11 protein-coding genes are annotated in these 16,342 nt (G+C 64.2%); 7 read left to right on the top strand and 4 right to left on the bottom strand.

Going from position 1 to position 16,342, the window contains the following annotated elements; translation table 11 throughout:
• Nucleotides 1-1,509: a sensor histidine kinase gene (locus QA643_RS30150; protein ID WP_283029299.1), complete on the bottom strand. Its 1,509-nt coding sequence runs from the start codon at nucleotides 1,507-1,509 to the stop codon at nucleotides 1-3.
• Nucleotides 1,510-1,662: 153 nt separating this feature from the next.
• Nucleotides 1,663-2,937 (bottom strand): serine hydrolase domain-containing protein, encoded by a 1,275-nt coding sequence (locus QA643_RS30145; RefSeq protein WP_283029298.1) that lies wholly within the window; start codon nucleotides 2,935-2,937, stop codon nucleotides 1,663-1,665.
• 135 nt (nucleotides 2,938-3,072) lie between these two features.
• On the opposite strand from QA643_RS30145, the gene QA643_RS30140 reads away from it, so the two are divergent.
• The 7 genes from QA643_RS30140 to QA643_RS30110 all read left to right on the top strand — a co-directional run bounded on the left by QA643_RS30140 (nucleotide 3,073) and on the right by QA643_RS30110 (nucleotide 11,850).
• Nucleotides 3,073-3,987: a dioxygenase gene (locus tag QA643_RS30140; RefSeq protein WP_283029297.1), complete on the top strand. Its 915-nt coding sequence runs from the start codon at nucleotides 3,073-3,075 to the stop codon at nucleotides 3,985-3,987.
• Between the two features lie 332 nt (nucleotides 3,988-4,319).
• Nucleotides 4,320-5,642: a CmpA/NrtA family ABC transporter substrate-binding protein gene (locus QA643_RS30135; RefSeq protein WP_283029296.1), complete on the top strand. Its 1,323-nt coding sequence runs from the start codon at nucleotides 4,320-4,322 to the stop codon at nucleotides 5,640-5,642.
• 65 nt (nucleotides 5,643-5,707) lie between these two features.
• Entirely contained in the window at nucleotides 5,708-6,616 is a 909-nt protein-coding gene (gene ntrB, locus QA643_RS30130; protein ID WP_283029294.1) for a nitrate ABC transporter permease, read from the top strand.
• Between the two features lie 11 nt (nucleotides 6,617-6,627).
• Nucleotides 6,628-7,422, top strand: coding sequence for an ABC transporter ATP-binding protein (locus QA643_RS30125; protein ID WP_283029293.1), 795 nt, complete (start codon nucleotides 6,628-6,630; stop codon nucleotides 7,420-7,422).
• Nucleotides 7,423-7,475: 53 nt separating this feature from the next.
• The gene (locus tag QA643_RS30120) at nucleotides 7,476-7,901 is read left to right on the top strand and encodes a globin family protein (RefSeq protein WP_283029292.1); all 426 of its coding nucleotides are present in this window, start codon (nucleotides 7,476-7,478) and stop codon (nucleotides 7,899-7,901) included.
• Nucleotides 7,902-7,910: 9 nt separating this feature from the next.
• The gene (locus QA643_RS30115) at nucleotides 7,911-9,128 is read left to right on the top strand and encodes an FAD-dependent oxidoreductase (protein WP_283029291.1); all 1,218 of its coding nucleotides are present in this window, start codon (nucleotides 7,911-7,913) and stop codon (nucleotides 9,126-9,128) included.
• A gap of 13 nt (nucleotides 9,129-9,141) precedes the next feature.
• Nucleotides 9,142-11,850, top strand: a complete 2,709-nt coding sequence (locus tag QA643_RS30110; RefSeq protein WP_283029290.1) for a nitrate reductase — start codon at nucleotides 9,142-9,144, stop codon at nucleotides 11,848-11,850.
• A gap of 165 nt (nucleotides 11,851-12,015) precedes the next feature.
• Here the strand turns inward: QA643_RS30110 and QA643_RS30105 are convergent, their stop codons facing one another.
• Nucleotides 12,016-12,942 (bottom strand): response regulator transcription factor, encoded by a 927-nt coding sequence (locus QA643_RS30105; RefSeq protein ID WP_283029289.1) that lies wholly within the window; start codon nucleotides 12,940-12,942, stop codon nucleotides 12,016-12,018.
• Nucleotides 12,932-16,303, bottom strand: coding sequence for an ATP-binding protein (locus QA643_RS30100; RefSeq protein WP_283029288.1), 3,372 nt, complete (start codon nucleotides 16,301-16,303; stop codon nucleotides 12,932-12,934). Before QA643_RS30100 ends, QA643_RS30105 begins: the two co-directional genes overlap by 11 nt.
• Nucleotides 16,304-16,342: the final 39 nt, after the last annotated feature.

Genomic DNA, 16,342 nt, shown 5'->3' with positions numbered 1-16,342 from the left:
TTATTCGTCGCGGTCGAGCGCGCAGCTTATGGTGTAGATCACGCCGCGCGGCAGGAAGTCGACGGTCGCTTCGCCGCCGAGCTGGTCGCGGGCGCTGCGTTCGATCAGCCGTGAGCCGAAGCCGCGCTGTACGGGTGCGGTCACCGGCGGGCCGCCGGCCTCGGTCCAGATCAGCCGCAGCTTGCGGCCGCCCGCTTCCTCGAGGATCTCCCAATCCACCGCGACGGTGCCGGTCTCGTTCGACAGCGCGCCGTATTTGGCGGCATTGGTGGCGATCTCGTGCACGATCATCGAGAGCACCACGGCGAGCCTCGGCGTCAGCGGAACCTGCGGTCCGAACATCCGCACCCGTTCCTGATTGTTGATCAAATAGGGCTGCAGCACCCGGGCGATCACCTCGCGCAGCTCAGCGCCCTGCCACTTCTCCTGGCTCAGAAGGTTATGCGCCTCGGCCAGCGCGCCGAGACGGCCCTCGAATTTCTCGCGCTCGCCGCGGCTTGCGCTACGGAAAGTCTGGGTGGCGATCGACTGCAGCACCGCGAGCGTGTTCTTGACGCGGTGGTTCAGCTCCTCGATCAGGAGATTATGCAGCATCTCGCCGCGGGCGATCTGGGTCGCCATCCGCACCGCAAAGGCGAAGCCGACCATCAGGAGCACGGCGCCCATCACGCTCGTGATCGCGAGGTTGCGCCAGAGCGGCGCGACCAGCGAGCTTTCGGCAACGCCGGCAGCGACCGTCCAGCCGGTGAGCGAGGAACGGGCAAAGCTCGTGATCAGCGGCACGCCCTCGAGCGATACTGTCGGCATGGTCGCCTCCGGATTCTGGAACATCTCCGTGTAGAGCGAGGGCGAGGCCCGTTTGCCGACGGTATCCTGCGGGTTGGGCACGCGCGCGAAATTGGTGCCTTCGCTGTCGAAGATAGAGATCGTCCAGTCCTGGCTCGGCCGCTGCTGCTCGATCATGGCCTGGAAGATTTCGATCGGCGGGCTGAACGAGATGTCGTAAAGTACCTCGTCGCCCTGCATCACGGGCACCTCGACCGTCACGATCAGCCGCTTCTTGACCGATCCGAAGAACAGGTTGGAATAGACAGGCTTCTTCTCCGCGAAGACCTTCGCGACCATCGGCAGGTTATTGCGAAGCGGCAGATTTTTCGTATCCATCGTCAGCGAGGAGAACACTTGGCGTCCCTCGCGATCGGCCACCAGCACGACGCCGCCGTCGCCGTACTGGTCGAGGAAACCCTGGCAGATGCGGCGGAATCCTTCGAAATCGCGGTCGTGCAGCGCGTTGGTTAGCGACAACACCTGCAGCGCCCCGGTAATTCGCTGTATCTCCGCATCGAGCACCAGGCGAATGCTGCGGACCGTTTCGGCGACGCGTTGCGTCGCGATCTGGCGGTCCTGCTTGTAATGGTTGAAAACGATGCCGGCCGCAAAGAGGATCAGCGGCAGCGTGGTCCCTGCGACCAGAAGGGCGAGACGCACTGGCAGTGAAGGTTTCGGCAACGCACGCCCCGGATCGGACCCCAATACCTAAAGCATAGGAGAAGCCGCCGAATTTCGCCAAGAAAATACAACGATAATAAGAGGATGAAGTCAGATATTCAGCCGGGCTGGAGGTGCGGCCGGGTTCCGTCGATGCGGCCCGGCCGCCGATCCTCAGAGGTTGCTGTCGGTGATGGCGGCATACACCATGGTGCGCAGCTCGCGCCGGAGCGGATAGGCGCTCGACGGCAGCACCTGCGTCATGAAGATCGTGATCAGCTCTTCCGCCGGATCGATGAAGAACGAGGTCGTCGCCGCGCCGCCCCAATTGTACTCGCCGGGACTGCCGGCGATCAGCGTCTGCGCCGGGTGCATGGTGACGGCAAAGCCGAGCCCGAAGCCGATGCCACTGTAGGCGGCTTCCGAAAACAGCGAGCGCGACATCGCCGGCAGGTCGACGCCGCCGGGCAGGTGGTTCGAGGTCATCAGCTTCAGGGTTTTCGGACCGAGCAGGCGGACACCGCCGAGCTCGCCGCCATTGAGCAGCGCGCGGCAGAAGGTGAGATAGTCGGCCGACGTCGAGCACAGCCCGCCACCGCCAGAGATGAAGGAGGGCGGCTCCAGGAACGAGCTCGTCGCCGGATCGTCCTGCAGCGTCAGCGTTCCCTTGCGGTCGGCGGCAAGCGGGTTGAATCCGCCGCCGGGGTCGGCCGAATAGCACGCCGCGAAACGGTTCACTTTGTCCCTCGGCACGAAGAAGTTGGTATCGTTCATGCCGAGCGGGTCCAAGATGCGCTCTTTCAGGAACTGCTCGAACGGCTTGCCGCTGATCACGCCGATGAGATAGCCGATCACGTCGGTGGCGACGGAATAGTTCCAGGCCTCGCCTGGCGAGAATTCCAGCGGGATTTTTGCGAGGTCGTCGATCATGCCCTGCAGCGTGCCGGCCTTCTCGACCTCACCGATCTTGTTCGCGCGATAGGCGGCGTCCACATTGCTGCGCTGCTGGAAGCCGTATGTCAGGCCCGAAGTGTGCCGCAGCAAATCCACGATCAGCATCGGCCGCGCCGGTGGCCGGGTCAGGAACGCCGGATGGGTGCCGGCCGCGAACACGCCGAGGTTCTTCCACTGCGGAATGTATTTGTGCACGGGCTCGTCGATGGCGACGCGGCCTTCCTCGACCAGCATCATGAAGGCGACGCTGGTCAGCGGCTTGGTCATCGAATAGATGCGGAAAATCGTGTCGTCCTTCACCGGCACCTTGCGCTCGAGATCGGCAAAGCCCTGCGATACCGAATGGACCACCTTGCCGCGGCGATAGATCAGCAGCTGTGTTCCCGGAAAGCGGCCGGCATCGATGTAGCGCAGCTTGAGGTGATTTTCGAAACGGTCGAGCGCGGCCTGGGACATTCCGGCTTGCTCGGGCGATGCGGGGGTAGGGGCTAACATCGGCGCTGATCTCCCTCTGGCGATACGGCTTTGATAGCCGAAAAGTGTACCCGGTTCCAACCGGCCTGCTTATCCCGGATAGGAGACTGGTGTAGGCTCCACGCAGCTTTTCGCCTACCCCTCGAGGACTACCAAATGCGCCAATTCAGCGAGACCGAACTGACCGTCGCCGTGATCCGCAGCTTCGACAGCACACCGGATGCGCGCGCCAAATTCCTGCTGCAGGAACTGGTGAAATCGCTGCACGATTATGTCCGCAGGACCGATCTCACCTTCGAGGAATGGGAATATGCGATCGACTTCCTGACGCGGACTGGCCAGAAATGCACGCCGATCCGCCAGGAGTTCATCCTGCTTTCCGACGTGCTCGGGGTGTCGATGCTGGTCGATGCCGTCAACCACAGGGAACGCGAAGGCGCCACGGAAACGACGGTGCTCGGCCCGTTCTACGTCGGCGAGCACAAGGTGACGCCCCATGGCACGGATATCTCCGCCAACCTAGCCGGCGAGCGGATGTTCGTGCAGAGCCGGGTGACCGACCTCAAGGGTAAGCCGCTGGCCGGCGTGCCGGTAGATATCTGGCACGCCGATGGCGACGGTTTCTATGATTCCCAGAAGCCGACCTATGCGAGCGAAGGGCCGTCGTCGCGGGCGCGCTTCGTCACCGACGCCGACGGAAAATTCTTCTTCCGCACCATCCTGCCGTGCAGCTATCCGATTCCGACCGACGGTCCGGTCGGCGAGATGATCGTGCAGACCCGCCGCCATCCGATGCGGCCGGCGCATGTGCATTTTCTCGTCAATGCAGCGGGCTATCAGCCGCTGATCACGCACGTCTTCATGGATGGTGACAAATATCTCGATTCCGACGTGGTGTTCGGGGTCAAGGACGAACTCGTCGCCAGGATCGAAAAACGCAGCGATCCGACGATGCCGGACGGCAAGCCCGCCGCCGAACCCTGGCACCTCATGACCTACGAATTCCGGATGAAACCCGGTGAAGGAAACGCGCCGAAACCGATGATGGCGAAGGCTACCGAGGAAGCTTGAGTCCCTCGCTTTGCGCCTGCTCAATTCTTGTGCGCCGCACAAGGATTGAGCGAATCGCAATTTTCGCATGCGGTGACTGGTTCCTGACCGCTGCCTATTTCTGTAGCAGTGGTTTTTCAACGTATTGACATTTAAGTTATTTTTGCGCTGCGGGAGGCTTGGCACGGAGCTTGAATAGCTAGTGCTGACGCCATCGACGCCGTCCCTTGAGACCACTCATCCGAATTTGTTGACGCCACCACTCCGGGGCCTCCCTGGAACGCGCCCTCGTGCGCCTCACGTGGTGACACCAGTCGGACGGCCCCGTTCAAACGCAAAGGAGCGCGATACCAATGACGAAGCCTACCACCTATCCGACCTCACGCCGTGGCCTGAGCCGCCGCCAGCTTCTGAAGGCGACCGGCGGCACGGCGGCCCTGCTCGCCGCCGCCAAGCTGAACTTTCCCGCGGGCGCGTTCGCGCAAGGTGCAGGTCCGGAAGTGACCAAGGCGACGCTGGGGTTCATCGCGCTGAGCGACGCCGGCCCGCTGTTCGTCGCCAAGGACAAGGGGCTGTTCGCTAAATACGGCATGCCCGATGTTGAGGTCGCCAAGCAGGCCTCATGGGGCACCACCCGCGACAATCTGGTGCTCGGCAGTGAAGGCAACGGCATCGACGGCGCACATATCCTCACGCCGATGCCTTATCTGATCTCGGCCGGCAAGGTGACGCAGAACAATGTGCCGACGCCGATGTACATCCTGGCGCGGCTCAATCTCGACAGCCAGTGCATTTCGGTCGCGAAGGAATATGCCGACCTCAAGCTCGGTGTCGACGCCACGCCGTTCAAGGCGGCACTCGAACGAAAGAAGGCGTCGGGCAAGCCGGTGAAAGCCGCGATGACTTTCCCCGGCGGCACCCACGACCTCTGGATTCGCTATTGGCTTGCCGCTGGCGGCATCGATCCCGACAAGGACATCGAGACCATCGTGGTGCCGCCGCCGCAGATGGTCGCCAACATGAAGGTTGGCACCATGGATTGCTTCTGCGTCGGCGAGCCCTGGAATCTGCAGCTCATCAACCAGGGCATCGGCTACACCGCGGTCAACACCGGCGAACTCTGGAACAAGCATCCGGAAAAATCGCTCGGCATGCGCGCCGCCTTTGTCGACAAATATCCGAAAGCCGCCAAGGCAATTCTGATGGCTGTCATGGAAGCCCAGCAATGGGCCGACAAGGCCGAGAACAAGAAAGAGCTCGCCACCATCATGGGCAAGCGGCAATGGATGAACTGCCCGGTCGACGACGTCTATGACCGTTCGGCGGGCAAGTTCGACTACGGCATCCCCGGCAAGGTGGTCGAGAACTCGCCGCACATCATGAAGTACTGGCGCGATCACGCTTCGTATCCGTTCCAAAGCCACGATCTCTGGTTCCTCACCGAGGATATCCGCTGGGGCAAGTACGAAGCGGGCTTCGACACCAAGGCGCTGATAGGCAAGGTCAATCGTGAGGATCTCTGGAAGGAGGCCGCCAAGACGCTCGGCGTTGCCGCCTCCGACATCCCGGCCTCGACCTCGCGCGGCAAGGAGACCTTCTTCGACGGCAAGGTGTTCGATCCGGAGAATCCGGCCGCATATCTGAAGTCGCTCTCGATCAAGCGTGTTGATGTCTGATCAAGCCCGGGCCGCCCGCCACAGGTGGGCGGCTCGCTTTTTTTGAACACGGAGATAAATTTTCGATGTCGATGCCCGCGATCAAAACCGAAGCCACCGCCGTGGCCGTTCCGATGAGTTCGCCGACTGTTGCGGCGCCCGTGGTAACGATGACGCCGAAGCAGGCGCCGCGTGCCGAGAAATACGTCAAGATGACGAAGGAGGCTGCGGTACGAGTCGTGCCGCCGCTGGTCGTGCTCGCGCTGCTCATGCTGTTCTGGGAGCTGGTTTGCCGGCGTACCGGCTCGACGCTGCCGCCGCCATCGAAAGTCTTCAAGGACACAAAAGAGCTGATCTTCGATCCGTTCTTCGACAATGGCGGCATCGACAAGGGCCTGTTCTGGCATTTGTCGGCATCGCTGCAGCGCGTCGCCTATGGCTATTCGATTGCCGCTGTTGTCGGCATTGCGCTCGGTACACTGGTCGGGCAGTCGGTGTGGGCGATGCGCGGGCTCGATCCGCTGTTTCAGGTGCTGCGGACCATTCCACCGCTGGCCTGGCTGCCGCTGTCGCTCGCCGCATTCCGCGACGGCCAGCCTTCGGCGATCTTCGTCATCTTCATCACCTCGGTGTGGCCGATCATCATCAACACGGCGGTCGGCATTCGCAACATCCCGCAGGATTACCGCAACGTCGCGGCGGTGGTGCAGCTCAATCCGCTGGAGTTCTTCTCCAAGATCATGATCCCGGCGGCGGCGCCCTACATCTTCACCGGCCTGCGCATCGGCATCGGCCTGTCGTGGCTGGCGATCGTCGCGGCGGAAATGCTGATCGGCGGCGTCGGCATCGGCTTCTTCATCTGGGACGCCTGGAACTCCTCGCATATCAGCGAAATCATCCTGGCGCTGTTCTATGTCGGCATCATCGGCTTCGTGCTCGACCGCCTGATCGCGGGACTTGCGAAGTTCGTCACCCGCGGCACCGCGCTGAACTGAAGGAGAATGTCATGCAGGCCTATCTGAAGCTCGACCACATCGACAAGACCTTCACCCGCGGTAACGCCACCACCGAGGTGCTGAAGGATATCAACCTGACGATCGGGAAGGGTGAATACGTCTCGATCATCGGCCATTCCGGCTGCGGCAAGTCCACGCTGCTCAATATCGTGGCCGGCCTCACCGGCGCGACCAATGGCGGCGTGCTCTTGGAGAACCGCGAGGTCAATTCCCCGGGTCCGGATCGCGCGGTGGTGTTCCAGAACCACAGCCTGCTGCCCTGGCTGACGGTCTATGAGAACGTCAAGCTCGGCGTCGACAAGGTGTTCGCCGGCGCCAAGACGCGGGCCGAGCGCGACGCATGGGTGATGCACAACCTCAACCTCGTGCAGATGGCGCACGCCAAGGACAAGCGCCCGAGCGAAATCTCCGGCGGCATGAAGCAGCGCGTCGGCATTGCCCGCGCGCTCGCGATGGAGCCGAAGGTGCTCCTGCTCGATGAGCCCTTCGGTGCGCTCGACGCGCTCACCCGTGCGCATCTGCAGGACTCGGTGATGGCGCTGCATCAGAAGCTCGGCAACACCATCCTGATGATCACCCATGACGTCGACGAGGCCGTGCTGCTGTCGGACCGCATCGTGATGATGACCAACGGCCCGAGCGCGCGGATCGGCGAGGTGCTGGAGGTGCCGCTCGCGCGGCCGCGCAAGCGGCTCGAACTCGCGACCAACCCCGGCTACCTCAAATGCCGCCAGCGCGTGCTCGAGTTCCTCTACGAGCGGCATCGCTTCGTCGAAGCGGCCTGAGTCTTGCTTGGTCCTTCACGGGGCGGGGGCTTTGGAACAGGCAGGAGAAGAAGATGACGCCTGAGCAGGTCAATCTCGTGCAGCAAAGTTTCGTCAAGGTCGCTCCGATTTCCGAGCAGGCGGCGGTGATGTTCTACGACCGCCTGTTCGAAGTCGCTCCGCAGGTGAAGGCGATGTTTCCTTCCGACCTGACCGAGCAGCGCAAGAAGCTGATGGCAACCCTCGCTCTGGTCGTCAACGGCCTGAGCAATCTGGCGGCAGTGTTGCCTGCTGCCAGCGCATTGGCAAAGCGCCACGTGAACTATGGAGCCAAGCCGGAGCATTATCCGGTCGTCGGCGGTGCGCTGCTGTTGACGCTGGAAAAAGGGTTAGGTGCGGCCTGGACGCCCGAGGTCGCCGCGGCCTGGACCGCGGCCTACGGCACGTTGTCCGGCTACATGATCTCGGAGGCCTACGACAAGTCGCAAGCCGCCGAGTGAGGACGCGCCATGAGCGAACCGCTTGTCATCGTCGGCAACGGCATGGCCGCTGCCCGGCTGGTCGATGAACTCGCCAAGGCGGCGTTGGGCCGCTACGCCATCGCCGTGATCGGTGATGAGCCACGCCTTGCCTATAACCGCGTGCTGCTGTCGTCGGTGCTGGCCGGCGAGACCGCCTCGCAGGATATCGAATTGCGGCCGGCCTCCTGGTGGCGCGACCGCGGCGTCACGCTGAAGTATGGCTGCGTTGCCACCGAGATCGATGTCGGCCGCCGCGAGCTGAAGATTGCCGGCGAGGAGAGCATGCCGTTCTCAAAGCTGGTGCTGACCACCGGCTCGTCGCCGCTGCGGCTCAACGTGCCGGGCGCCGACCTTGCCGGCGTGCATACGTTCCGCGACAGCCGCGACGTCGATCTTCTGCTGGCGCTGGCCGCGCAGAAGAAGCGCGTCGTCGTGGTCGGCGGTGGCCTGCTGGGCCTGGAGGCGGCCTATGGCCTCGCCAAGGCCGGCGCGCCGGTGACGCTGGTGCATCTGATGGACCGCCTGATGGAGCGGCAACTCGATGCGCCGGCGGCTGAACTTCTGAAATCCCTCGTCGAGCGCAAGGGCATCGATATCCTCCTGAGCGCCAACACCGCGCGCATCCACGGCGTAACGCGCGTCGAAGGCGTTGAACTGGCTGATGGACGCCTGATCGATGCCGACGCCGTGATCTTCGCCGCGGGCATTCGCCCAAACATTGCGCTGGCGAAGGAGGCGGGCATTGCCGTCAACCGCGGCATCGTGGTCGACGATCATCTGCAAACCGGCATATCGGACATATTCGCAATCGGTGAATGCGCCGAGCATCGCGGTATCTGCTACGGCCTGGTCGAGCCGGCCTACGAGCAGGCGAGGGTGCTGGCCAAGCATCTCGCCGGGCGGCAAGCGTCCTATGCCGGCAGCATCGTGGCGACCAACCTGAAGGTTTCCGGCGTCAGCGTGTTCTCGGCCGGCGATTTCATCGGCGGCGCAGGCAGCGAGAGTATCGTGCTGTCGGATATCAACCATGGCACCTACAAGAAGCTCGTGATCGCGGACGGCCGGCTGACCGGCGCCGTTTTGATCGGCGATGTCACTGATGCGCTCTGGTACCTCGAATTGATCCGCACGCAGCAGCCGACGGCGCGAATTCGTGCCGACATGATGTTCGGCCGCTCGCTCGCGATGCGCCTGGAAGCTGCATGATCGGGCTGTCAGCATGACCATTGTCGATCCCGATCTCCGTGCCATCAAGACCACATGCGCCTACTGCGGCGTCGGCTGCGGCGTTCTGGCGACGCCGGATGGGCGGGGCGGGGCGGCGATCTCGGGCGACCCCGAGCATCCCGCCAATTTCGGCCGGCTGTGCTCAAAGGGCTCGGCGCTCAGCGAGACGCTTGGGCTGAATGATCGTCTGCTCTATCCCATGATCCGCTGCGGCGAAGGGAGAATGGAGCGGGTCGCCTGGAGCGATGCGCTCGACCATGTCGCGCACCGCTTCCAGCACATCATCGCGCGCGACGGCCCCGGCGCGGTCGCGTTCTACCTTTCCGGCCAGTTGCTGACCGAGGATTACTACGTCGCCAACAAGCTGATGAAAGGTTTTGTCGGCAGCGCCAATGTCGACACCAATTCGCGGCTCTGCATGGCGTCCTCCGTCGCCGGCCACCGCCGCGCCTTCGGCGCCGACACCGTGCCCGGCTGCTATGAGGATCTCGACGAGGCCGACCTGCTGGTGCTGGTCGGCTCCAACGCGGCCTGGTGCCATCCAGTGCTCTACCAGCGCATGCTCGCCAACAAGCAGAAGCGCGGCGCGCGCATGGTCGTCATCGACCCGCGCCGCACCGACACCGTCAGCGACGACGATCTGTTTCTGGGATTGAAGCCGGGCACCGATACCGCGCTGTTCAGCGGCTTGCTGGTCCACCTCGTGGACAATGGCGTCATCGACCGCGACTACATCGCGCTCCACACCAGCGGCTTCGATGACGCCATTGCGCGGGCGCGCAGCATGGCCGGCAGCATCGGCGCCACGGCGCTGGCGACCGGCCTTTCCGAGCCGGACGTTTCGACATTCTTCCAGATGTTCGCCAATACGCCGCGCGTGGTGACGCTCTATTCGCAAGGCGTCAACCAGTCGGCGCAGGGCACCGACAAGGTCAATGCCATCCTCAACTGCCATCTCGCGACCGGGCGGATCGGCCAGCCGGGCGCCTCGCCGTTCTCGCTGACCGGGCAGCCCAATGCGATGGGCGGCCGCGAGGTTGGCGGGCTCGCCAATCAGCTCGCCGCCCATATGGGATTCACGCCGCCCGACATCGACCGCGTGCGCCGGTTCTGGAAAGCGCCGCGCATCGCCACCCATGAAGGGCTGAAGGCGGTGCAGATGTTCGAGGCGATCGCGCGCGGCGAGATCAAGGCGCTCTGGGTGATGGGCACCAACCCGGCGGTGTCGCTGCCCAACGCCGACGGCGTTCGTGAAGCCCTGAACAAGCTCGACCTGCTCGTCATTTCCGAGAACGTGATCTCCAACGATACGGTCGATGCCGGCGCGCATGTGCTGTTGCCGGCGCTGGCCTGGGGCGAGAAATCCGGGACGGTGACCAACTCGGAGCGCTGCATTTCCCGGCAGCGCGCGTTTCTGCCGCCGCCGGGAGAAGCCAAGCCCGATTGGTGGATCATGGGGGAGGTCGCCAAACGGCTTGGCTTCGGCGCGGCGTTCTCTTTCACTTCGGCGGCGGATATTTTTCGCGAGCATGCCGCGCTCTCGGCGTTCGAGAACGAGGGCGCGCGAGATTTCGATATCGGCGCACTGCAATCGGTCTCGGATAGCGATTTCGATGCGATGGCGCCGGTGCAATGGCCGGTCCGGCAGGGCGCCGAGTCGCAGGCGCGGTTCTTTGCCGACGGCGGCTTCTTTGCGGGCGACTTCAAGGCCCGCTTCATCGCGCCGGAAATCCCGGCGCTGCGAACCGAAACGACGGCGGCGCGGCCGCTGCGGCTGAACACCGGCCGCATTCGCGACCAATGGCACACCATGACCCGGACGGGGATGAGCCCGCGGCTCGGCCAGCATCTGCCCGAGCCGTTTGTCGAGGTCCATCCCGATGATGCTGCGCGTCATGGCGTCGCCGATGGCGATTTCGCCCGCGTCACGACCGATCACGGGCAATGCACGCTTCGCGTCGTCGTCAGCCCGCGCCAGCAGCGCGGCATGCTGTTCGCACCGATCCACTGGAGCGAGGCCAACGCGACCGGCGCGCGCGTCGGCTCGCTGGTGGCGCCGCTCACCGATCCGTTTTCCGGCCAGCCCGAGAACAAGGCGACACCGGCCTCGATCGCGCCGTATGAATATGTGTTCCGCGGCCTTGCCCTGTCGCGCAAGTCGGTCACATTTCCCGCACATGCCTGGGTGGCGCGTGTCGCGGTCAACGGCGGTCATGGCTATTTATTCGCCGACAACGCCGATCTCGCCGGCTGGCAATCCTGGCTGCGGCGAAACGCCACCGACGATCTCGCCGAATACAAGGACTTTGGCGGCGGCGTCTACCGCGCGGCATGCTTCGCCGGCGACCGCATCGAGACCTGCCTGTTCATCGGCCCCGCGCGCGACGCCGGCGACTGGAACGTGGTCAAGGACCTGTTCGCCGCCGGTGCGCTCGGCAGCGACCAGCGCCGCATGCTGCTGTCGGGTAAATCCGCCGACGGCCTCGCCAATGCCGGCCCGATCGTCTGCGCCTGCTTCGGCGTCGGCCGCAACACGATCTGCGAGGCCATCGCCGCGGGAGCAAGGTCGGCGGCTGACATCGGCGCGAAACTGAAGGCCGGCACCAATTGCGGCTCCTGCATTCCGGAGCTGAAGCGGCTGATTGCGCAGGCGAGCACGTCGGGCGCAGTGCCGCAGAAGTTGGTCGTGAGCGCCAACTGAGTGTTCGTCGCCTTCGGAGCAGTGTTGCGTCAGCCTACCCTCGTCATGCCCCGCGAAGGCGGGGCATCCAGTACGCCGCGGCCTCGCTGTAAGTCATGTCCGCCTCTGGGATACTGGATCGCCCGGTCAAGCCGGGCGACGACAAGAGGAGAGGCTTAAGGCGCCTCACCCCTTCCGGTTCTTCGCGTTCACCGCAATCGCGGCCGCGGCGGTGCGGTTCTCGACCCCAAGCTTGGCGTAGATCTGCTCCAGGTGCTTGTCGACGGTGCGTGGGGAAAGGCCCAGGATCTGCGCGATGTCGCGGTTGGTCTTGCCCTTGGAGAGCCACGACAGCACTTCGCCCTCGCGCGTGGTCAGTCCGAGTTCGCTGGAGAATTCCGCAGGCGCCTCGGCGCCGGAGTCCTTCGCCAATCGCAGCAGAAACTCGTTGGCGCCGAGCTTGCCCATATATTGCAGGCGGAGTTCGTTGCCGGGCAGCGTGGCCATGACGGTGGCTTTCGAGCCCGCCTTGCCCTTGCGCGCCTGCTCCAGCCATTGCGGGATCGGGTCGGGCAACACGACGTCGTCGTCGCTCTCGCTCGCCAGCGCGTCCGACAGCAGCTTTTGTGCCTGCGGCGTCGCCCACATCAGTCTGCCGGCGCCGTTCACCGCGAGCAGATAGCGGCCGGAGACATCGAGCGCGGCGCGCGCGCTCTGGGTCAACCGCGCATTGGCAAGGTGAACGCGGATCCGCGCCAGCATCTCCTCGACCGCGATCGGCTTTGTCACATAGTCGACGCCGCCGGCCTCCAGCCCGCGCACGATGTGCTCGGTTTCGGCAAGCCCCGTCATGAAGATGATCGGCACGTGGTCGAGCCCGGCGTCGCGCTTGAGCCGCCGGCAGGTCTCAAACCCGTCGATGCCGGGCATGACGGCGTCGAGCAGCACGATGTCGGGCGTGATCTGGTCGACGATCCGCATCGCGGACGCGCCGTCGAGCGCGACCATGACCGTCATGCCGGCGCCGTCGAGCGCATCGGTGAGCAGGCGCAGCGTCTCCGGGGAGTCGTCGACGACGAGGGCGACATCGCGCTTCTTCGGTTCAGTGATCATAGCTGTGCAGCACTTTCAAAGTCGCCATGTACTGATCGAGATCGAAGCGGTCGATCAGGCCGCGCATCTGCGCAACGAAGTCGGCATGCTCAGGGTAGTCGTTGCCGATCTCGTCGAGCTTGAGCTGGATGGCCCTGATGTAGCCGAGCTGCCCGAGCCCGATCAGTTCCTCGACATATTTGACCGGCGGCCGCGGGCCGGTCTCCGGTTTCCAGCCAGGCAGGGCGGGCTGCTCGGCCTCATACTGCCATTCGAGCTTGAGCAATTGCCGGATGGTTTCGAGCAGCCGCGGAATGTCGATCGGCTTCATCAGATAGCCGTCGTGGAACGGCTGCGCCAGCGGCGCGCCATGCGCTTCCAGCGCGCTCGCCGATACCATCAGGATGCGCGCCTGGTGATGGCCGGTGGCGCGCAGCGTTTCCGCGACTGTCCATCCGTCCATGCCGGCCATCGAGATGTCCAGCAGGAACAGGTCGGGCCGGCAGTGCTGCGCCAGCGCCAGGCAGCCGGGACCATCCGGCGCGCTGAGCAGGATGAAGCCGAGCGGCACCAATACCTCGCGCAAGAGATCGCGGTGGGTCGGATCGTCGTCTGTAATGAGAATGGTCTTGCGCGAACCGTGATAGCCGAAGATCGGCGCTTCCACCGGCGCGATCCGGGTCGGGTTGGTGACTTCCGACAGCAGGAGTTTTACACGAAACGTGCTGCCGGTGCCGACCCCGCTGGTCACCCTGATGTCGCCGCCCATCACGCCTGCCAAGAGGCGGCTGATGGTGAGCCCGAGCCCGGTGCCGGTCTGCGGCTGCGACACGCCGAGCGCGCCGCGTTCGAACGGGGCAAAGATACGTTCGAGATCGTCCGCCTGGATGCCGGGCCCGGTATCGATGATCTCGAATTCCGCGACCGGGCTGCGGTAATGCACGACGAACTGCACGCTGCCAGTTTGCGTAAACTTCAGCGCGTTCGAGAGCAGGTTGATGAGAACCTGCCGTAGCCGCTTCTCGTCGGCATAGACCACGACCGGCAGCACCGCCGGCCGCTTGAACACGAAGTCGATGCCCTTGGCGGCGGCCTGCACGCGGAACATGCCGACGAGCTGATCGAGGAATTCGCCGAACCGCACCTCGCCACGCGACAAATAAAGCCGGCCCGCCTCGATCTTGGAAATATCCAGAATGCCGTCGATCAGGCCGGAGAGATGGTCAGCGCTGCGGCGGACAACGCGGACCTGGTCGCGCGGCTTTGTCGCGAGGCTTGAGTCCTGCTCCAGCAATTGCGCGTAGCCGGAGATGGCGTTGAGCGGCGAGCGCAGCTCATGGCTCAGCCCCACGACATAGCGGCTCTTGGCGAGGTTGGCGGATTCTGCCACTTCCTTGGCGCGCTGCAACTCGGCGTCGGTGCGCTTATGCGCATCGATCTCCTGGATCAGCAGCGTGGTCTGCCGCCGCGTCTCCGCTTCCGCCGCGCGGCGGCTCTGCTGCGCCAACACGAACAACCACGCCACCACGCCGATGATGATGGTGAGCGCAAAGAACACCTTCCACAGCACGTCGGATATCTGGGCATTGTCGAGAGGCAGCGTGGTCGAGGTCTGCAGGTAGATCAGCCCCAGCGTCAGGGCGACGAGGCCGGCCGAAACGGCGAATACGCCGAGATAATGCCCGACTTGCGAGTTGATCCGCGCATAGATCGTCTCCGGCAGCAGCTTGCCGAGTAGGTCCGAAACCTGCGCGCCGGCGCGCGCATGCGGCTTGCAGAGATCATGGCAACGCGCATCGAGCGAGCAGCACAGCGAGCAGATCGGCCCGGCATACGCGGGGCAGGAGGCCATATCCTCCGGCTCGAACGAATGCTCGCAGATACAGCACTGGATCTGCTCGATGTTCTGCCAGCTCCGCTTCGGCTTGCGCGCGATGTAATATTTGCCGTCGGTCGCCCAGGCGATCAGCGGCGCGGCGACGAAGGCGACGGCGAGCGCGACAAAGGCCGACAGCGCCTTCGCGGTCGGCCCGAACAGGCCGTAGAACGCCGAGATCGAGACAATGGTCGCGATCGTCATCGCGCCGACGCCAACCGGATTGATGTCGCAGAGATGCGCGCGCTTGAACTCGATCTGCTGCGGGCGCAGGCCCAGCGGCTTGTTGATGACGAGATCGGCGACGAGAGCGCCGACCCAGGCGATCGCCACGTTGGAATAGAGCGCGAGCGTCTGCTCCAGCGCCTTGTAGACGCCGATCTCCATCAGAAGCAGCGCGACCAGCACGTTGAACACCAGCCACACCACGCGGCCAGGATGGCTATGGGTCAGCCGCGAGAAGAAGTTCGACCAGGCGATCGAGCCGGCATAGGCGTTGGTGACGTTGATCTTGATCTGCGAGAGGATGACGAAGGTTCCAGTCAGCGCCAGCGCCATGTCCGGCTGCGACAGCACGTAGCGGAACGCCTCGAGATACATTTGCGCGGGCTCGGCGGCCTGTTCGCTGGAGAGGCCGTGGCTCAGCGCAAAGAAGGCGAGGAACGAGCCGAGCAGCAGCTTGAGCGCGCCGAAGATGATCCAGCCGGGACCGGCGATCAATAGCGAGATCCACCACGAGGTCCGCGAGGTGCGGCGGTCGCGCGGCAGAAAGCGCAGGAAGTCGACCTGCTCGCCGATCTGCGCCACCAGCGAGAATACCACGGAAGCCGCGGTGCCAAACAGCAGCAGATCGAGATGGCCGCTCGTCTCGCCATGCTCGCCGGCGAACTTGCGCCATTCCGTGAAGGAATGCGGATTGGCATAGGCGATCGCGACGAAGGGGAGGATGTGCAGGATGATCCAGATCGGCTGCGTCCACAATTGGAAGCGGCTGATCAGCGTGATGCCGTAGGTGACGAGCGGGATGATCACGACGGCGCTGATGAGATAGCCGAGCGGGCGCGGGATGCCGAAGCACATCTCCAGCGCGGAGGCGAGGATGACGGCCTCGATCGCAAAGAAGATGAAGGTGAAGGAGGCGTAGATCAGCGAGGTGATGGTCGAACCGATATAGCCGAAGCCGGCGCCGCGGGTCAGCAGATCAATATCGATGCCGCATTTGGCGGCATGATAGGCAATCGGCAGGCCGCAGAAGAAGATGATGACGCTGACGACCAGGATGGCCACGGTGGCGTTGGTGGCACCGTAATTCAGCGTAATCGTGCCGCCGATGGCCTCCAGCGCCAGAAACGAGATCGCGCCAAGGGCGGTATTGGCGACGCGGGCGGCGGACCATCGCCGCGCGCTCTTGGCGGTGAAGCGCAGCGCGTAGTCTTCCAGCGTCTGGTTGGCAACCCATTGATTGTACTGGCGCCTGACGCGGTCTATCCGCTGCCGCCCTGCCACTTATGCTGCTCCTGCCCAGTTCAGCCGACCCCGCCTGGC

Source organism: Bradyrhizobium sp. CB3481 (genome assembly GCF_029714305.1).
Taxonomy (GTDB): Bacteria; Pseudomonadota; Alphaproteobacteria; order Rhizobiales; family Xanthobacteraceae; genus Bradyrhizobium.
This window is presented reverse-complemented; position numbering and strand designations above follow the sequence as displayed.